The sequence below is a fragment of the Haloactinopolyspora alba genome (assembly GCF_003014555.1).
GTDB classification, from domain to species: domain Bacteria; phylum Actinomycetota; class Actinomycetes; order Jiangellales; family Jiangellaceae; genus Haloactinopolyspora; species Haloactinopolyspora alba.
Window position 1 is genome coordinate 312,984 of sequence record NZ_PYGE01000001.1, and the last position, 18,659, is coordinate 331,642.

Genomic DNA, 18,659 nt, shown 5'->3' on the forward strand with positions numbered 1-18,659 from the left:
ACCTTCCGAGTCGGTGCGGCCGGCGGCGCCGTCGCCGTCAGACGTCCGCCGACGACAGGTTCGGCGCTCGCTGGATCAGCACGCTGCGGCGGGTGTAGTGCCACCAGGTCAGGGCCACGCACGTGACGTAGAAGCCGAGGAAGATCGCGAACGCCGTGGCGATCACGTCCGGCGGCACGCCACCGTCGTTGACCAGCCCCAGGACGCCGAACGTCGCCACCACGACGAACCCGCCGAAGGCGCCCGCGGCCGACGACAGCCCGATCGCGGCGGCCGCCTCCGTGCGCCCGCGGGCGAGCGCCGCGTCGCGCTGCGTACCGGTAGCCCCGGGTACCGCCGCGAGCGCCTGCCGCTGGAAGATCATCGGGATCATCCGGAACGTCGAACCGTTGCCGATCCCGGTGGTCACGAACACGACCAGGAACGAGCCGAGGAACAGCGGCCACGCCGCACGGTTCACCGCGACGATCACCATGACCGTGCCGGCGGCCATCGCCGCGAAGTTCCACAGTGTGACGCGGGCGCCGCCGAGCCGGTCCGCCAGCCAGCCGCCCACCGGACGTGCGGCCGATCCGACCAGGGCGCCGAGGAACGTCACGTCGGCCACCTCGACACCCGGGAACTGCAGTCCGATCAGCAGCGGGAACGCGGCCGAGAACCCGATGAACGATCCGAACGTACCGACGTAGAGCCAGGACACGATCCAGGTGTGCTTGCGCCGCACCACCGAAATCTGCACGCGGAACGACGACAGCGACACCGACAGGTTGTTCATGAAGAACCACGCGCCGGCGGCGGCGAGCAGCCCCAGCGCTGCCCAGACGTAGCCGGCGCGGGCGAGGTCGACGCCGCCGGGGCTCGCGGACACCAGCCCGTACAGGCCGCCGGCACCGACCAAGACCGGCAGCCCGAGCTGGATGATGCTCACGCCGACGTTCCCGCCCGCGGCGTTGACGGCGAGCGCCAGCCCCTTCTTGCGGTCCGGATAGAAGAAGCTGATGTTGGTCATGCTGGACGCGAAGTTCCCGCCTCCGACGCCGGCGGTGGCGGCGATGAGCAGGAACGCCCAGTACGGCGTCGACGGGTTCGACACCGCCGCGGCCAGCAGCAGCGTCGGGATCAGCAGCAGCAGTCCGCTGATGACGGTCCAGTTCCGGCCGCCGAACTTCGGCACCGCGAACGTGTACGGGATCCGCAGCACCGACCCGACGAAGTTCGGCACCGCCACCAGGAAGAACATCTGCGCGGCGCTGAACCCGAAACCGTAGTGCGCGACGAGCAACGCCGACGAGATGCTCCACAGCAGCCACACCGAGAACGCGATGTTCTCGGCGATGATCGAGAACACCAGGTTCCGCCGGGCGACGCGCCGGCCCGTCTGCTGCCAGAACGTCTCGTCCTCGGGTTCCCAGTGGTCGATCCACCGCCCGCCCCGCCTGCGGGCCGGCGACGCGGGCTCGGGCGGTGTGACGGTCGAGGTCTGTGACATGGCGGCCTCCGGTACGTGTCGGATGGCCGCCGACGCTAGGGATCGAGCGTTTCCCCGTTGTCGCTCGTGTGACGCGCGGGTGTCAACGTGTGCTCACGTCCGGCCGGGCCGCGGCGTGAGCGCGACGACCGGCAAGACGCGGTCGGTCCCGGCCTGATAGTCGGCGAACCTGGGGATCAGCGCCGCCATCCGGTCGAACTGACGGTCGCGCTCCGCGCCGGACAGCGGCACCGCCGTCGCCGGATGCCTCGCGCCGCCGATCTCGATCGTGACCTCGGGGTCGGCCAGCACGTTGTGATACCACGCAGGGTGATGCGCAGCGCCCGCATTGCTGGCGAGCACCAAGTACCGGTCGCCGTCGGCCACGAAGACCAGCGGCGACGTCGTCCGTTTGCCGGTCCGCGCACCCGTCGTGGTCAACAACACCAGCGATGCGCCCTCGAACGGGCCGCCCACCTGCCCGTCGTTCGCCCGGAACTCGTCGACGATCGGCCGGTTGTGCTCGGCCACGGTGGCTTCGTCCATCATCGTCCGCCCTCTCGGTCCGGTATTAAGCTTGAATATCAAAGCTAGTTTGCTTTGATAGTAAAACTAGTTTGGAGATAAACATATGTCAATGGACGAACCCACCCCAGCCGGGTCGAGCGTGGACGAGAGCATCCAGACACTGCTCCTGCTGATGCCCCGTGTCGTCGGCAGAATCAAGCGCCTGGCCGTTCCGGACGAGCTACGCTCGCTCGCACTCGGCCCACGACACCTCTCGCTACTGGCCTACCTGCTGTTCCACGGCCCGATGGGGGTGAACGAACTGGCCGGCCGGCTGGAAGTCGCGTCGACCACCGTGAGCCTGATGGTCGGCGAGCTCAGCCGGAGCGGGGTCGTCGAGCGCCGCGAGGACGAGAACGACCGCCGGCGCACCATCGTGAGCATCGCGGACGCGCATCACGCCGCCGTCGACGCCTGGCTGTCCAAGGGGTTCACGGCGTGGCGCACCGCACTGGAGCCACTCACCCCGGCCGAACGACGGATGTTCATCACCACGTTCGAGACATACGAACAGGAGTTGGCGCGACAGGACTCGTAACCGAGCGAGCGACGGCCGCGTCGGTCCGGCGCGAGCGCCTCGGCATCGCCCGTCTTCGGTGGTGAAGTGGCCAAGAGCACGTTCACCCGGTACCCGCTTCATGGCACGGACCACCTATCGTCGTAGGGTGACAGGTTTGCCCGAGCCGGAGCCGGGCATCCGCGTGAGCGGCAGCCCGGACCGTCCGTTCCGCCAACGCGCTCGCCGTGTCGTCAAGGGTGACGGCCCGCCGACGCTTCCCATCGCCACACCCGGCACGCGCAGCGGCCTGACCGCAGAGGTCGAGCGCTCGGTTCTCGACCTCGTGCTGCGCACCGGCGAGGCGATGATGGCGACCGGCGCGCCGGTCGCGGACGTGACGGCGGCGCTGCTGCGCCTGGCCGCCGGTTTCGGCGTGACCAGCTGCCAGGTCGACATCACCTTCATCTCGATCGTGGTGTCGATCGATCGCGACGACGACCCGATCACCAAGATGCGGGTCATCAACGTGCGCACCTCCGACTACAGCCGGCTCGCCGACATGTTCGACCTCGTCGACGACGCCGGCGAGGGCAAGATCGACCTGGCGGAGGCGCACCGCCGCCTCGACACGATCCTGTCCTCGTCGCACCCGTACCGCCGGTGGATCGTCACCCTGGCGCTGGGCTTGATGGCCGGTGGCGTCGCGGTCCTGCTCAGCGGGGGCCCGTTGGTGGCACTCGTCGCCGCCCTGACGACCATGCTCATCGACCGCACGCTGCGGTACCTACGGCGCATCGGGCTGCCGTACCTGTTCCAGCAGGTCATCGGCGCCGGCATCGCGACCATGGTCGGCTTGGCCGCGCTGGTGGCAACCGACCAGTTCGGCTGGTCGAGCACCCTCGTGCCGCCGTCACTCATCGTGGCATCGGGGATCGTGGTGCTGCTGGCGGGGCTCTCGATCGTCGGCGCCGCCGAGGACGCGATCGCCGGCTTCCCGCTGACCGCGGCAGCACGGACGTTCGAGGTCGCGCTCTATACGGTCGGACTGGTCATCGGCATCGGTATCGTCCTGGGTTTCGGGCAGCGCATCGGCGTCCCGCTGAGCGTGACCGACTCGTCGACTCTGTCGAGCCCGGTGACGCTGCAGCTGCTCGGTGGCGGCATGATCGCCGCCGCGTGGGGCCTGGCCTCGTACACCCGCATCGGCACCATCCTGCTGATCCTGCCGGTCGGCATGCTCTCGGCCGGGTCGCTGCTGTTCGCGCGCAACGTCCTCGAGTTGGGGGCGGCGTTGGCCGCGTTCTTCGCCGCCCTGCTGGTCGGCCTCACGTCCGGGGCGCTGAGCGAACGAGTGGGTGCGCCCAACCTGATCATCTCGGTGTGCGGCATCACGCCGTTGCTGCCCGGTCTGGCCATCTACAACGCCATGTTCACGATGGTCGAGGACAACAACGTCGTCGGCGGCACCGGTATGTTCATCGGTGCTCTGGGTACCGCGCTGGCACTGGCCGCCGGGGTGACCCTGGGTGAATTCCTGGCCACGCCGTTGCGCTCGGAGATGGACCGCTGGCAGCGCCGCGTGCATCGGCGCGCGCGAGGTGCACGCACCTGACCCTCCGTGTTGCATCCATCGACCGACCTCGATAAAGTATCGCGCATACTCGATCGACTGGTATCGATGAAAGGTGCCGAGATGAGCGACCTGCCGGTCGTGGTCGTCGGAGCGGGCCCGATAGGTCTGGCGGCAGCCGCGGAGCTGTTGGAACGCGGAATCCGCCCGCTGGTGCTCGAGCGCGGGCCCGAGGCCGGCGCCTCGGTCTCCGAATGGCACCACGTGCGCCTGTTCTCGCCCTGGTCCGAGCTCATCGCCCCGGCGGCCGCGCGGCTGCTCGAACGCGACCCGCAGTGGCAGCGCCCGGACGAGCGCCGCCACCCCACCGGGGCCGACTGGCTGACCTCCTACCTGCGGCCGCTGGCGGCGGCACTCGGCGACCGGGTGCGCTTCGGCGCCGAGGTCGTCGGTGTCGCACGGCGCGACCGGGACCGCGTCGTCGACGCCGGACGCGACAGCGAGCCGCTGGTAGTGCACGTCCGCGGCACCGACGGGACGGAACAGCGCATCGAGGCGCGCGCACTCCTCGACGCCTCCGGCACCTGGACTGCGCCGAACCCGCTCGGCGGCGACGGGCTGCCCGCGCTCGGCGAGGCCTCCGCCGCCGAACACCTCACCTACCGCATCCCGGATCTGACCGACGCCGCGACCGCCGCGCACTACGCGGGCCGCCACGTCGCCGTCGCCGGCAGCGGTCACTCCGCGCTGACGGCCCTGGTCGCGCTCACCGAGCTCGCCGACGACGCACCAGGAACCCGGATCAGCTGGCTGCTGCGCCGCGGCGATGTGGGCGGCGTGTTCGGCGGCGGGGACGCCGATCAGCTGCCGGCCCGCGGCGCGCTGGGACGGCGCGCCCGCCAAGCGGCCCGGAAGGGCACGGTCGACGTCGTCACCGGTTTCCGCACCGGCGAGGTGCGGCGAGCCGGCGACACGACGGTGACGCTGACCTCGACCGACGGGCACCGGGTCGACGGAGTCGACCGAGTCGTCGCACTCACCGGCTTCCGCCCCGACCACAGCTGGCTCTCGGAGCTTCGCGTCGAACTCGACAGCACCCTGCAGGCGCCGCCGAAGCTCGCCCCGCTGATCGACCCGAACGTGCACTCGTGCGGCACCGTCTACCCGCACGGCGTGCGTGAGCTGGCGCACCCGGAGCCGGGCGTGTACCTGGCCGGCATGAAGAGCTACGGACGCGCACCGACGTTCCTCGCGCTCACCGGCTACGAGCAGGTCCGCAGCATCGCGGCCGACCTGGCCGGCGACCACGAGTCCGCCGGGCGGGTCGAGCTCACACTGCCCGAGACCGGTGTCTGCGGCGGATCCGGCGCGTTCGACACGGACACCACCGACGGGGTCGACGAGGGCGGCGGCTGCTGCGCGCCCGCCGGCGGACCGGAGCCGCTGACGCTCACCGCGCCGCGCCGGCACGACGACGTCACCGCGTGACCGCGCCCGCACACGCCGAGGACGCCCCCGTCCTCGCCCGGCTGTCGGTCCTCGACCGCTTCCTGCCGCTGTGGATCGGCTCCGCGATGGCGGCGGGGATCGTGCTCGGCGCCGTCGTCCCGGGTCTGAACCGCGCGCTCGAGACCGTCCAAATCGGCTCGGTCAGCCTGCCGATCGCGCTCGGGCTGCTCGTCATGATGTACCCGGTACTGGCGAAGGTGCGCTACGACGAGACCGGCCGCGTCGCCGGTGACCGCCGCCTCCTGGTCGCATCCGTCGTGCTGAACTGGCTACTCGGCCCCGCCGTCATGTTCACGCTGGCGTGGCTGCTGCTGCCCGACCTGCCCGAGTACCGCACCGGGCTGATCATCGTCGGACTGGCGCGGTGCATCGCGATGGTGCTCATCTGGAACGACCTCGCGTGCGGCGACCGCGAGGCCGCGGCCGTGCTCGTCGCCGTCAACTCGGTGTTCCAGATCCTCGCGTTCGCCGGGCTCGGCTGGTTCTACCTGCAGGTACTGCCCGGCTGGCTCGGGCTGGAGACCGTCGGTACCGGCTTCTCGGTCGCCACCGTCGCCATCAGCGTCCTCGTGTTCCTCGGGATCCCGCTCGCCGCCGGTTACCTCAGCCGTACCGTCGGCGAGCGGACCCGCGGACGCACCTGGTACGAACAGCGGTTCCTGCCCCGGGTCGGGCCACTCGCCCTGTACGGCCTGCTGTTCACCGTCGTCGCGCTGTTCGCGCTGCAGGGCGAGACCATCACCGGACAGCCGCTGGACGTCGTCCGGATCGCGGTGCCGTTGCTGCTGTACTTCGTGGTGATGTTCGCCGGCTCGTTCGCCGCAGGTGTCCGGCTGGGGCTCGGATATCCGCGGACGACGACGCTCGCGTTCACCGCCGCGGGCAACAACTTCGAGCTCGCGATCGCCGTGTCCATCGGCGTCTTCGGCGTCACCAGTGGACAGGCGCTCGCCGGCGTCGTCGGGCCGCTGGTCGAGGTGCCGGTGCTGGTGGCCCTGGTGTACGCGGCCCTGTGGGCGCGCCGGCGGTACTTCCCCGCTGCAGAGAACGGCGAGGGCGGCGACGTCACGGCGGCCGGCCGTCACGTACAGTAACTGCCGCACATCCGCTCACCTGCGTGACGCACGGGAGAGAACATGTCCGGCGGCAACCCCGAAGCGCTCCGTGTCGCCCAGGAGGGGATGAGCGGCACCGCCACCGAGATCCGCGGCGTCGCGGAAGACGTCAGTGCAGCGCTCCGGGCCTGTGCCGGAGCTTTCGGTGACGATCGAGTCGAGGCCGCACTGGAGCGGTTCGGCGCAGCTTATGGGGGCGAACTGCTGGCCGGCGGGTTGTCCGTCGAGACACTCGGCAAGGCTGCGGTCACCAACGCCGACCTGCTCGACGCCGTGACGGGCGGTGACCGGTGAACACCCCGGACGCCCTGCGGCCGATCCCCGGTGACGCCGAGAGCGTCTTCGACGCAGGCGCGCGGTTCACCATACTCGCCGCATCGTTGGAGGAGGCACGGAACACGCTCAGCACCAAGGCCGGTGCTGCCGTCGACGCGCTGGACGGCCCCCGCGCCGAGCGGTTCGCCGAGGCCGCTGGGACCGTCAACACCCGACTGGAAGCCACGGCGACCCAGCTGGACATCGCAGCGCTGGCGCTGAACAACTACGGCACCGTGCTCGCCGCCGCCCAGGCCGCCATCGACGACCTCGCCGCGGAATGGGAGGACAAGCAGCAGCTCGTGGCCGACGCCCGTGGCTCGGACGACCCGGATGCAGTCGCCGACGCCCGTTCCCGTCAATCGACGCTCGAGGCCGACGGCGACACCGCACGATCCGAGCTCGGCACCGCCGCCGAGCGAGCGGCATCCACCTTGGACGAGGCCACGGACATCCTGATTCCGGGAGCCGGCGGCATGACACCCGCCGCCATCCTCGAGGAATCGCTGGGGTCTTGGGCGGGCATCGTCCTGGACGGGCGGAGCCCCGGCGACTTCTACACGACGTTCAAGGAATGGTCCGACCCGGCGTTGGCCGCCAAATCCCTGGTGGGCGGGGCGTCCCAGCTCGGCGTTGCCGCATCGATCGTGCGCAACTGGAACGAGCCCCACCGTGCCCAGCAACTACTTCGCCAGGCCGAGAACCTCGAGAAGGCCAAGCTCACCGCCGTGTGGCGGGTGACCGGAGACGCCGGCGACTTCCGTTACTTGCAACAACTGTCCTGGTCCAGTGACGTCATCGACCAGGCCCGACGCGGAGCCGAGGCAGCCGACGCCGCGATGGCGAGCCGAGTCAGCCGCCTTTCTCAGGCCGCGATGCTGACCTCGAAGTTCGCCAAGTTCACCGGCGTCCTCGGAATAGCCTCCGGTGTCTACGACGTCTTCAAACCACCGCACAGCGGGTGGCGTGGAGGGCTAGATCAACTCGCGGGCGCAGCTGCGGCCGGAGGCGGAGCGGCACTCATCCTGGCCACAGCGGGACTGGTACCGGCGGTCGGTGTGATCGCGCCCGCCGCAGTAGCCGCTCTCGCCGTCGCCGGCGCGTGGACGGTCGGAAACCTCATCTACGATCATTGGCCGTCCATCAATTCCGCCCTCGACGACGCCAACGACTGGGTCGAAGATCGAAAGGTCGAAGCCCTTGTCGGTGTCAGCGGGTGGACCACGGACAGGTGGAACGACTTCGAGGAGTCCAACTGGAACCCCGGGAACTGGTTCTGAGCCAGCCGTACTCGCAGCGACAAGGAGCCACTGGAGCATGAGCACGACGACGTTCGATCAGCCGTCTTCGGCTCGTCTCGAAGATGCCGACCTCGCTGCCGCTCTCGTCGGCGACCTTCTGAGCCGAGCCAGTCACGAAAAGACCCCGGTCGTCAAACTCACCGACGAGGAGCTCACCGTCCTGGACGGCACGGACTCGCGCCAGCTCGCACCGCGACCATGGTTCACAGAGCTCGCCGAGACCAGCCGCGAGGTGGCGCTTGGAGTCGCGTTGCGCGGGCTGATCGTGCGCGGACTCGTCGTGCCCTCCGCCGTCGAGGAGAGCACCGGGCGCACGTCATTGGACATGGACGACGACGTCCACGCCGCCTTGGTAGCGCGGCGGGCGGCGTCGTCGGTCGTCATCGCCGAGCGGCAGACCAACCATGCGTCCTGGTCGAAGGTCTGCTACCTGCAGGGGAACGACGGAGTCGTCGAGGAGGACGTGTCACCAGGCGGACTGCACACGTTGTGGGCCGGACCGGTCAGCGGCCTCGCCGACTCGCTGGCGCGGTTCGCCGACCCGGACGACGTGGCCGCACAAGAACCAACGAGACCGCCGCGCGAGGTCGCGCTCGAAGACGTCGCACGCGGCACCGCGCAGGTCGGGCCATCGAGCGATTCCTTGTACGTCACGGTCATCGGTCACGTCTATCTCGACAACGAAGGGGCAAGCGCCACCCGCCGGCTCTCGGTCTTCGCAGGCACCGACGCGGTCGAGGCGGCAAGCTCGGTTGATGACCGAAAAGTCGTCAGGATCGAGGAAGTCTCTCGGCCGGAGCTCCGCAGCGCAGTCGAGCACCTGCTGGGCGTGGTCGCATGACAGAACGGCCGGACCGGAAGCGCGAATACTTCTTCGACGAGAACGAAGCCGGGCGGTTGCGCTACACCGAAAGGCACTGGCCCGGCCCGATCGCGTGGGCAGTACTTCTCGCCACTCCTTCGTTGATCCCCCTCATCGGTTGGCGGAACGTCACCTCCCCCGGTATCGGGCTCTTCCTCTATGGGGGTTCATTGGTTGTGATGAGCGTCTTCTACCTGACGGGACTCATCAATCGTGTCAAGATCTACGATCGGGCGGTCGTCCTGAGCACGAACTTGAAGCCGTCAAGGCCATATGTCGTCCCGCTCTCCACCATCGATCCTTCCCGCATCCGTTACCACCGTAGGGTCAACTTCATCGGCCGCCGCCTCAGCTTCGGCCGCCGGAACATCCGCGCCGCTGTGTACGCGTCACAAGCAGTGTGCTTCGACGGCCTCAGCCCATGGATGGCGCATGATCGTCTCCGGCGCGAGGGGCCGGATCATTCGTCCCTCTCGCCGACCGCACGTGGCATCGCTGTCGAACTGGACGACGCGCCGGGAAGCCTGGAGGTACAGACGTGGGTGGTGTCCACCAGGACGCCGCGGAAACTGCTTCGCGCGATCGAGGACGCGCTCGTCGACTTCGGGCGCACCGACGCTGCCGGCATGACAGACCGTCTCCTGGCCGACCCCGTCGTCGAACGATGGCGAAAGCCACTCACCGAGGACGAGATCTACCGGCCACGCTGACGGCGGCTCGCGCTAGGGTCGGCCTTGATGGCCACTGATCCGGCGGTTGTGCAGCACGATTCGCGGTCTGCTGCGGTCGTCGGTGCCGGTCCGGCCGGCCTCTACGCGCTGGCCGCGTTGCTCAAGGGCGACGCGTTCGACAGCGTCGACGTCTTCGAGGCGGCGCCGGCACCGTACGGGCTGGTCCGCTACGGCGTCGCACCGGATCATCCGAAGACCCGCAACATCTCCCGCGTGCTCGCGCGGGGGTTCGAACACGCACACGTGCGCTTCCTCGGCAACGTGACCGTGGGACGCGACGTCGCGGTGGACGACCTGCGCGCCGCCTACGACGCGGTCGTCGTCGCCACGGGGATGCTCGGTGACCGGCGACTGGGTGTCCCGGGCGAGGACCTGGACGGTTCACTCGGCGCGTCCGAGCTGGTCGCGTGGTACACCGGCCATCCGGAGGCACCCGCGATCGAACTCCCCGACGAGCTCCGCGCCGCCGCCGTCATCGGTGCCGGCAACGTCGCTCTCGACGTGGCTCGCATCCTCACCAAGGACCCGGCGACGCTGCGGCGCACCTCCATGCCGCGGCACGTCGTCGACGCGTTGACCGCCAGCACGCTGACGGACGTGCACATCGTCGCCCGGCGTGGCCCGGCGCAGGCGAAGTTCACCTCGCCCGAGCTGCACGAGATCGGCAACCTCGACGACATCGACCTGGTCGTCGACCCGGCCGACACCGTCCTCGACGCCGACGACCAGCAGGCGGTGGCCGACGACCGCAGGTCGCGGGTCATCACCGACCTGGTCCACGAGTGGTCCGAGCGGGAGCCGCGCGGCGCCCCGAGGCGCATCCGCCTGCATTTCTGGAGCCGTCCCGTCCGGTTCACCGGGCCCGGACATGTCCGCGGCATCGACCTCGAACCGACCAGGGACGACGGCACCGGCCGCGCATCGAGCAGCCTCCCCGTCGAGATGGTCGTCCGCGCGATCGGCTACCACGGGCAGGCCATCCCCGGCGTCCCGTTCGACGGGGCCACCGGCACCGTCCCGGCGCATGACGGCCGCGTATTGGATGACGACGGTTCCGTCATCCCCGGCCTGTACGTCACCGGATGGCTCCGGCGCGGCCCTACCGGCGTCATCGCCACCAACCGCGGAGACGCCAACGAGGTCGCCGCGTCGGTCCTGGCCGACCTGGAGACGTTGCCAGCCCACGCGCCGGAGCGTCGTCCCGTCGACGACCTGCTCGCCGAACGGGACGTGCGGGTGGTCAGCTGGGACGACTGGCTGCGGCTGGAGGCACACGAGAAGGCCGAGGGCGAGGCTGTCGGGGCCGACCCGATCGTCGTCCATGACCTGAAGACGGTCCTCGAGGTGATCGAACGACGGGACGGCTGACCGGTCCGGCCCGTACGACGTCTGATGCGGGGGTCCCGGTGCCGGACGTGCCACCGCTCTCGGTACCCGTCTGGTCGCCCGTCTCCGAGCCCCACTGGCCGCCGGTCTCGTCGCCCGGGTCCTGGGTCGGCTCGTCCGTCGGTTCCTGGGTCGGCTCTTCAGTCGGCTCTTCAGTCGGCTCTTCCGTCGGTTCCTGGGTCGGCTCCTCGGTCGGCTCCTGAGTCGGCTCTTCCGTCGGTTCCTGGGTCGGCTCCTGAGTCGGTTCCTCGGTCGGCTCCTGAGTCGGCTCCTCCGTCGGCTCCTCGGTCGGTTCCTCGGTCGGCTCTTCGTCAGAGCCCTCGTCGCCGCTGTCGGTGTCGTCGTCGTAGTAGGTGTCGTCGTCGTAGTAGGTGTCGCCGGTGTCCTCTTCAGCCTCGATGTCGGCCGGCTCCGGGAACTCCTCCTCGGGTTCACCTTCCAGCGCGGCCTCCATGAACGCCGCCCACGTGTCACCCGGATAGCCACCCCCGCTGAAGTGGTCCATCCCGCCGACGCCGATCAGTTTCTCGGTGCCGGCGTCCGGGCCGTCACCGCGGAAGTACGTGACCGCTGTGGCCAGTTGCGGCGTGTAGCCGCTGAACCATGCGGTCAGCTCCTCGTGGGTTCCGGTCTTCGCCGCAGCCGGGCGGTCCAGCTCCTGTGCGGCGTCGGCGGTACCGCTGTCGACGGTCTCCGTCAGCGCATGGGTCACGTCGGCGGTGACGTCCTCCTCGAACACGCGTTCCGGCGCGATGTCCCGCTCGTACTCCACGGAGCCGCCGCTGTCGGCCACCTGCCGGACGGTGTAGGTGTCGGCGCGCATGCCCTGCGCGGCGAGCGTCGCGTACGAGTTCGCCATCTCGAGGGCCGAGACTCCCGCGATGCCGAGCGTGACGCGCGGGTTGGCCTCCAGGCTCGGAGCGTTCTCGGGGATACCGGCGCGCGTCATCGCGTCGATGGCGGTGTCGGACCCCATCTCCATGGTCAGGTCCACGAACGCGGTGTTGATCGAGTTCTCGGTCGCGGTCTCGAGGGTGACCGCGCTGCCGTAGTCGGCATCGCCCTGGTTGCCGACCGGCGGGCCGAGCTCGGGCGGATCGAACGGTGTGTTGCCGTCGAACGTACTGTCCAGTGAGTATCCGTTCTCGAGCGCCGCGGCCAGCGTGAACGGCTTGACGGTCGATCCGGCGTGCGGCTTGGCGTCGACAGCGTCGTTGAAGCTCTGGTCGACGGCGTCCGGCCCGCCGTACACGGCGACGACGCCTCCGTCGTCGGGCCGCACGGCGGCAAGACCGACGTGCACCCGTTCGGCGTTCTCGGTGGGTCGCTCCTCCTGCACCGCCTCCACGGCGGCCTGCTGAGCCTGCCTGTCGAACGAGGTGGTCACGCGCAGGCCGCCGGTCTGGACCTCGGCCTCGTCGTAGCCGAGGTCGAGCAACTCCTCGCGCACCATCATCAGCAGGTAGCCGTTGGGTCCGCCGTACGTGTTCTCCTGCCGCTCCGGCAGGATCTCCGGTATCCGGGTGGAGTCGGCGGTCGCGCGGTCGATGGCTCCGGTCTCGACCATGCCGTCCAGCACGTACTGGAACCGCTGTTCGAAACGCTCGGCGTTCTCCGCGCCCAGCGTCGGGTCGTACAGGGTCGGCGAGCGCAGGATCGACGCCAGAGCGACGCTCTGGGCGAGGTTCGCGTCCGCGACGTCGACACCGAAGTACGCACGCGACGCGGTCTGCACGCCGTATGTTCCGCGTCCGAACCAGATCGTGTTCAGGTAGTCCGCCATGATCTGGTCCTTGTCGACCTCTTGGTCGATCTTCACCGAGATGACCAGCTCGCGCAGCTTCCGAGTGATGGTGCGGTCCTGGGTCAGGTAGTAGTTCTTGACGTACTGCTGCGTGATGGTCGAGCCGCCGCCGGCGGCGGGATCACCGCGCAGAGTGTCCCACGCCGCACGGGTCATGCCGGTGATGGAGAAGCCGGAGTTCTCGTAGAAACTGCGGTCCTCCGCTGCGACGACGGCCTGCTCGAGCGTGTCCGGGATCTCCTCGGAGCTGACGATCTCGCGGTTCTCGGCGCTGAACCGGCCGAGCTCGGTCTCACCGTCCGCGAAGTAGACGATGGTCGACTCGGACGTGGAGAAGTCGTTCGGCTTGGGCACGTCGATCAGGGCGAACGCGGCGCCGATGCCTGCCACCAGCAACAGGAACAGGCCCAGCACAGTGAAGCCGACGGTCTTCCAGTTGAAGACTCGCCGCCATCCTGTCCGTTTCGGCCGGGCCGCGCGGTACTTTGCTCCCCGCGTCGCGCCGTCCGCGCCCGTCTCCTCGCTCATATGCCTTCGATAGTAAGCTCATCACCTGAAGTGCCCAGGCTGTTTCCGCCGGACATGTGGCCGGGCTCACGCGTGTCGTGTCCCGACATGAAGACGACGGCCGGTGTACAGAAGTTCCGCGACGAGCGCCCCGAGCACGGCGCGGGCCGTCGCCACCTTCTCCGCCACCCCCGCGAGCGGAGACCTCGAGCCGACCCGCGCTGTGCTCGCCGAGGCGGTATACCCGGTTCTGCTGGGTGTTGAAACCATCGGTGTTCAGCACACCGGGCGGCGCACCTCGCCACCGGCCGTGCCGTGCCCCGCCACCCGGCCGCGGCCCTTCCGGCACGTCAGAACCAACCGACGTCAACTCGTTAGCAGTTGCCCGGACCGGCGCGGCCGATTGCCCTGAAAAGGGCAACTGGCATTCGGCATGTTTACGCTGTTCAACCTTGTGAATTGAATCTGTGTTCGATTGAATGGCAGTGTCTTGACCACTCGTTGAGAGGGGCCACGTGATCGACGACGAAGACCCGCCCGGCCCGGTCGCCGAGCTGGCATCGCACCCGCCGGGACCCGATCTCGCGGAACTCCTGTCCGGGCTCGAGGTCGGCGAGATGTCGACGCACGACCTCGTCGCCGCCATCCAGGCCACCGAGCGCCAGAAGTCTCACGACGAGGCCGCGCAGATCCGGCTGCTCGCCGAGCTCGCCCGGCGACCGGAGTACCAGCGGTGTTCGTGCCCGGTGGACGCCGACACCGGGCACGAACACCGCGCCGTCGAGCCCGCGGGCGACGAGGTCTCGCTCGCGATGTCCTGGTCACCGGGCAGGGCACGCGACCGGGTGGCGCTCGCGGCCGAACTGACCGACGAACTCCCCCACACCGCGGCCGCGTTGCGCTCCGGTGCGCTCGACCTCGACAAGGCCAGGCTGATCGCCGACCGCACCCGCTGCCTCGCCGACGTCGAGCTCCGGCGGCGGGTCGAGGCGGTGGTGCTGGCGTCCGCCGCCACCAGGACCCGCACCCAGCTGGACCACCGGCTTCGCCACGAGGTGATCACCATCGACCCGGCCACGGCCGAACAACGCCGCCGGCGCGCGAAGCAGCGGCGGCACGTGACCCGCCCACGGCCCGCGACCGACGGTGCAACCGACCAGATGGCGTCCATGGAGCTCCACGGCCCGGCAGAGGACCTTGCCGCGCTCTGGACGGCGCTCGACGCCGCAGCACGGCACGCCCGCGCCGAAGGTGACGCACGCACGCTCGACGGGCTGCGATTCGACATTCTGACCGGGTTGGGCTGGACCGGCCTCGAGCTCGGCCATCTAGGGTGCTGTAACCCGGCGTGCACCGGCGCCGAGTCACATCCGCTGGCGCGCCGACACGGCAAGGCCGCCACCGTCCAGGTGACGGTTGCCCTGTCCACACTGATCGGCGTGGACGAACAGCCGGGCCGGCTCGATGGCTTCGGCCCGGTCACCGCCGAGGTGTCGCGGCGAGTCTCGGCCGAGGGTCCGTGGCGCCGGTTGCTCACCGACCCCGCCCACGGCCGCCTGCTCGAGTACGGCCGCGACACCTACGCTCCGCCGGCAGAACTCGCTTCGTTCGTCGCCGCACGTGATCGCACGTGTCGGTTCCCGACCTGCGACCGTCCCGCCCGGGACGCGGACATCGACCACATCCGACCGTTCGACCAGGGCGGCACGACCGACGCCGTGAACACGTGGTCGCTGCACGACGGGCACCACTTCGGCAAGACACACCATGACTTCACCGCGTACATCGACAGCAGCGGCGAAGCCTGGTGGGTGACACCGGCGGGGCGCTGCTATCCCGCATCCGCGGAGATGGTCGGACCGCTCATCTCGAACAACACCGAGGGAGCACACCATGCAGCCGAAACGCCACCGTTCTAGCCGTCGGACCGTTTCCCGGACCGGCCGATCGCGGCGGGACGGCAGGACGGGCACAATGCGGTGTCGACGGCTTCACGAGAGAGAGCGGACCCGCACCAGTGACGAACAGCGCCCAGCAGTCGGTACACCGGACGATCGCCGAAGAGCTCGGCGTACGCGAGCAGCAGGTTCGCGCCACCGTCGAGTTGCTCGACGACGGTGCCACCGTCCCGTTCATCGCCCGGTATCGCAAGGAGCGTACCGGCGCATTGGACGACACACAGCTGCGCACCCTCGAGGAACGGCTCCGCTACCTGCGCGAGTTGGAGGAGCGCCGCGCCGCCGTCCTCGAATCGGTCCGCGAGCAGGGCAAACTGGACGACGAGCTCGAGGCGAGGATCCTCGCGGCCGACACCAAGGCACGCCTCGAGGACATCTACCTGCCGTACAAGCCGAAGCGCCGCACCAAGGCGCAGATCGCTCGCGAGGCGGGCCTCGAGCCGCTGGCCGACGGGCTGCTCGACGACCCCACACAGGATCCCGAGACCACCGCGGCGGCCTACCTCGACGCCGAGGCCGGTGTGCCCGACACGGCGGCCGCGCTCCAGGGCGCCCGCTCGATCCTGGTCGAGCGGTTCACCGAGGACGCCGATCTCATCGGCGACCTGCGAGAGCGAGTGTGGGCCAGGGGCCGGCTGTCGGCCAAGGTCCGTGAGGGACGAGCGGAGGCCGGCGCCAAGTTCGCCGACTACTTCGACTTCGCCGAGCCGCTCACCTCGCTGCCGTCGCACCGTGTCCTGGCGATGTTCCGCGGCGAGAAGGAGGAGATCCTCGATCTCACCGTCGAGCCGTCGGCGTCCGACGACGAGGACGTCACCGGGCCGACGGAGTACGAGGCCGCCATCGCCGCCCGGTTCGGCATCACCGACCGGGGCCGGCCCGCCGACGCCTGGCTGCGCGAGTCCGTGCGCTGGGCGTGGCGAACCCGGATCCGTACCCGGCTCGACCTCGATCTGCGCACGCGCCTGCGCGAGAACGCCGAGGAGGAGGCGATCCGCGTGTTCGCCGCCAATCTTCGGGACCTGCTGCTGGCGGCACCGGCGGGCACCCGCGCGACACTCGGCCTCGATCCCGGGTACCGCACCGGTGTGAAGGTCGCCGTCGTCGACGCCACCGGAAAGGTCGTCGCGACCGACACGATCCACCCGCACAAACCGCAGGCCCGCTGGGACGACGCGCTCGCCACGCTGGCCGGGCTCGTGCGCGAGCACGAGGTCGAGTTGATCGCCATCGGCAACGGCACCGCGTCCCGCGAGACCGACGCGCTGGCCGGCCACCTGATCTCGCGGTTGCCGGACTCGCGCCTGACCAAGGTCATGGTGTCCGAGGCCGGCGCCTCGGTGTACTCCGCGTCCCCCTACGCCGCCCAGGAGCTCTCCGGCATGGACGTGTCGTTGCGCGGCGCGGTCTCCATCGCACGACGGCTGCAGGACCCGCTCGCCGAACTGGTGAAGATCGAGCCCCGGTCCATCGGTGTCGGGCAGTATCAGCACGACCTCGCCGAGTTCGCGCTGTCCCGGTCGCTCGACGCGGTCGTCGAGGACTGCGTCAACGCCGTGGGCGTCGACCTGAACACCGCGTCCGCGCCGCTGCTCACCAGGGTGTCCGGCATCGGCTCGGGACTCGCCGAAAGCATCGTGCAGCATCGCGAGACACACGGGCCGTTCCGCACCAGGTCGGCGCTGCGCGACGTCGGCCGGCTCGGTCCGAAATCGTTCGAGCAGTGTGCCGGCTTCCTGCGCATCCGCGGCGGCGACGACCCACTGGACACCTCCGGCGTGCATCCGGAGTCGTATCCGCTCGCCCGCCGCATCGTCGATTCCGCCGGTGGCGACATGAGCGCCGTGCTCGGCCGGCCGCAGGCACTACGGCGGCTCCGCCCGGAAGACTTCGTCGACGACAGTTTCGGGCTGTTGACCGTGACCGACGTGCTCAAGGAGCTCGAGAAGCCGGGACGAGACCCGCGGCCGACCTTCAAGACCGCGTCGTTCAGCGAGGGCGTCGAGAAGATCACCGATCTGAAGCCGGGCATGACGCTCGAGGGCGTTGTCACCAACGTGGCCGCGTTCGGCGCGTTCGTCGACGTCGGCGTGCACCAGGACGGGCTCGTGCACGTGTCCGCGATGTCACACAAGTTCGTCGACGACCCGCACGACGTCGTCAAGTCCGGAGAGGTCGTGCGGGTGAAGGTTCTCGACGTCGACGTCGAACGCAAACCGCATCGCGCTCACGTTGCGACTCGACGACGAGGTCGGCCCGGGCCGTCAGGCCCCGAAGCAGAAGGGTGGCGGGCGCAAGCGCGAGGACCGCAACCGGAAGAGCGGCCCGCCCTCCGGCGGCGCCGTAGCCGACGCGCTCCGCCGCGCAGGCTACGACGGCCCGCAGTAGGCCCACGACCGGCGTCAGTGGCTCGTGCCGAGCTCGGGGTCGAACGCGCTGACCCAGAACACGCCGCGCTCGCGGTCGTAGCCGTCGATCACCGCCGTGCTGCCGGCGTGCAGGTCGTCGCCGCCGCGCTGGCGCACCTGGATGATCGCGGCCGAGCCGTCGAGGCCGGTCACCTCGGCCTGCCCGAAGTCCGGGCCGACCCAGCCGGTCCGCACGATGCACACGTCGCCGACGTGATCGGGGCGAGACTCCGGCTCGACCGGGAGCAGCCGCCGAACCGGACGGACCAGCAGCACCGCGCCCAGCCACGCCACCAGCACCGAGAGGACCGCGACGCCGGCCGACTCGCCACTGCCCGGGGGCGCACCGCCGTCGTCCAGCATCAGGGCCGCCACCACGCTCACCGCCCAGGCCTGCACGATCAGCAACGACACGGCGACGCTGACGGGGAGGCCGCCGAGACCGACCGCGCACATCAACCGCCCGGCACGCGACCCGCGGTCGTCGGGAAGCTCGAACACCGGGCCGCCGACCACCACCAGGAGCCAGTAGACGACCACCACCACCAGCAGGAAGCCGAAGAAGACGGACGGAAGACTCAACCCCGCATCGAGAACCTGGGTGAACTCCACGGTCAGCCTCCCTCCCGGCACGTCCGCGCCGCGTTCACCGGCACGCG

The 18,659-nt window shown here is 69.9% G+C and carries 13 protein-coding genes and 2 pseudogenes; 11 read left to right on the plus strand and 4 right to left on the minus strand.

What is annotated here, in order from left to right:
• Positions 1–37 precede the first annotated feature (37 nt).
• Complete coding sequence (locus CLV30_RS01425) at positions 38–1,489, minus strand: MFS transporter (protein WP_106535388.1); 1,452 nt, start codon at positions 1,487–1,489, stop codon at positions 38–40.
• A gap of 93 nt (positions 1,490–1,582) precedes the next feature.
• Positions 1,583–2,014, minus strand: a complete 432-nt coding sequence (locus CLV30_RS01430; protein WP_244908021.1) for a nitroreductase family deazaflavin-dependent oxidoreductase — start codon at positions 2,012–2,014, stop codon at positions 1,583–1,585.
• An 85-nt stretch (positions 2,015–2,099) separates the two neighbouring features.
• Here CLV30_RS01430 and CLV30_RS01435 point away from each other — a divergent pair, with 85 nt between their 5' ends.
• The 9 genes from CLV30_RS01435 (at position 2,100) to CLV30_RS27135 (ending at position 11,305) form a co-directional block, all read left to right on the plus strand.
• Positions 2,100–2,573, plus strand: a complete 474-nt coding sequence (locus tag CLV30_RS01435) for a MarR family winged helix-turn-helix transcriptional regulator (protein ID WP_420841941.1) — start codon at positions 2,100–2,102, stop codon at positions 2,571–2,573.
• A gap of 127 nt (positions 2,574–2,700) precedes the next feature.
• Positions 2,701–4,146, plus strand: a complete 1,446-nt coding sequence (locus CLV30_RS01440; RefSeq protein ID WP_165358398.1) for a threonine/serine exporter family protein — start codon at positions 2,701–2,703, stop codon at positions 4,144–4,146.
• A gap of 81 nt (positions 4,147–4,227) precedes the next feature.
• A complete protein-coding gene (locus CLV30_RS01445) occupies positions 4,228–5,592 on the plus strand; it encodes an FAD-dependent oxidoreductase (protein ID WP_106535615.1) in 1,365 nt (454 codons plus the stop codon).
• The gene (gene arsB / locus CLV30_RS01450) at positions 5,589–6,707 is read left to right on the plus strand and encodes an ACR3 family arsenite efflux transporter (RefSeq protein ID WP_276319970.1); all 1,119 of its coding nucleotides are present in this window, start codon (positions 5,589–5,591) and stop codon (positions 6,705–6,707) included. Before CLV30_RS01445 ends, arsB begins: the two co-directional genes overlap by 4 nt.
• 42 nt (positions 6,708–6,749) lie before the next feature.
• The gene (locus CLV30_RS01455; RefSeq protein WP_129710814.1) at positions 6,750–7,022 is read left to right on the plus strand and encodes a hypothetical protein; all 273 of its coding nucleotides are present in this window, start codon (positions 6,750–6,752) and stop codon (positions 7,020–7,022) included.
• On the plus strand, positions 7,019–8,323 hold the full coding sequence (locus CLV30_RS01460) for a hypothetical protein (RefSeq protein WP_106535393.1): 1,305 nt from the start codon (positions 7,019–7,021) through the stop codon (positions 8,321–8,323). Before CLV30_RS01455 ends, CLV30_RS01460 begins: the two co-directional genes overlap by 4 nt.
• 37 nt (positions 8,324–8,360) lie before the next feature.
• Positions 8,361–9,185 (plus strand): hypothetical protein, encoded by an 825-nt coding sequence (locus CLV30_RS01465; protein ID WP_106535394.1) that lies wholly within the window; start codon positions 8,361–8,363, stop codon positions 9,183–9,185.
• On the plus strand, positions 9,182–9,916 hold the full coding sequence (locus CLV30_RS01470) for a hypothetical protein (RefSeq protein WP_129710815.1): 735 nt from the start codon (positions 9,182–9,184) through the stop codon (positions 9,914–9,916). The genes CLV30_RS01465 and CLV30_RS01470 overlap by 4 nt, the downstream gene beginning before the upstream one ends.
• 27 nt (positions 9,917–9,943) lie before the next feature.
• The gene (locus tag CLV30_RS27135) at positions 9,944–11,305 is read left to right on the plus strand and encodes an FAD-dependent oxidoreductase (protein WP_106535396.1); all 1,362 of its coding nucleotides are present in this window, start codon (positions 9,944–9,946) and stop codon (positions 11,303–11,305) included.
• Positions 11,306–11,915: 610 nt separating this feature from the next.
• Here CLV30_RS27135 and CLV30_RS01480 read toward each other — a convergent pair.
• Positions 11,916–13,655 (minus strand): annotated as a pseudogene (locus CLV30_RS01480) (transglycosylase domain-containing protein); the annotation flags it as partial.
• Between the two features lie 494 nt (positions 13,656–14,149).
• Between CLV30_RS01480 and CLV30_RS01485 the strand changes: the two are divergent.
• Both CLV30_RS01485 and CLV30_RS01490 read left to right on the plus strand, forming a co-directional pair.
• Positions 14,150–15,553, plus strand: a complete 1,404-nt coding sequence (locus tag CLV30_RS01485) for an HNH endonuclease signature motif containing protein (protein ID WP_106535398.1) — start codon at positions 14,150–14,152, stop codon at positions 15,551–15,553.
• A 98-nt stretch (positions 15,554–15,651) separates the two neighbouring features.
• Positions 15,652–17,980, plus strand: a pseudogene (locus tag CLV30_RS01490) (Tex family protein).
• Between the two features lie 14 nt (positions 17,981–17,994).
• On the opposite strand, the gene CLV30_RS27715 reads toward CLV30_RS01490, so the two are convergent.
• Complete coding sequence (locus CLV30_RS27715; RefSeq protein ID WP_165358399.1) at positions 17,995–18,612, minus strand: hypothetical protein; 618 nt, start codon at positions 18,610–18,612, stop codon at positions 17,995–17,997.
• Positions 18,613–18,659: the final 47 nt, after the last annotated feature.

Excerpts from the sequence above, each read along its gene's own strand:
- CLV30_RS01435 (WP_420841941.1), top strand. The coding sequence starts at position 2,100 with ATGTCAATGGACGAACCCACCCCAGCCGGGTCGAGCGTGGACGAGAGC.
- CLV30_RS27135 (WP_106535396.1), top strand. The coding sequence starts at position 9,944 with ATGGCCACTGATCCGGCGGTTGTGCAGCACGATTCGCGGTCTGCTGCG.
- CLV30_RS01465 (WP_106535394.1), top strand. The coding sequence starts at position 8,361 with ATGAGCACGACGACGTTCGATCAGCCGTCTTCGGCTCGTCTCGAAGAT.
- CLV30_RS01470 (WP_129710815.1), top strand. The coding sequence starts at position 9,182 with ATGACAGAACGGCCGGACCGGAAGCGCGAATACTTCTTCGACGAGAAC.
- CLV30_RS01455 (WP_129710814.1), top strand. The coding sequence starts at position 6,750 with ATGTCCGGCGGCAACCCCGAAGCGCTCCGTGTCGCCCAGGAGGGGATG.
- CLV30_RS01445 (WP_106535615.1), top strand. The coding sequence starts at position 4,228 with ATGAGCGACCTGCCGGTCGTGGTCGTCGGAGCGGGCCCGATAGGTCTG.
- CLV30_RS01425 (WP_106535388.1), bottom strand. The coding sequence starts at position 1,489 with ATGTCACAGACCTCGACCGTCACACCGCCCGAGCCCGCGTCGCCGGCC.
- CLV30_RS01430 (WP_244908021.1), bottom strand. The coding sequence starts at position 2,014 with ATGGACGAAGCCACCGTGGCCGAGCACAACCGGCCGATCGTCGACGAG.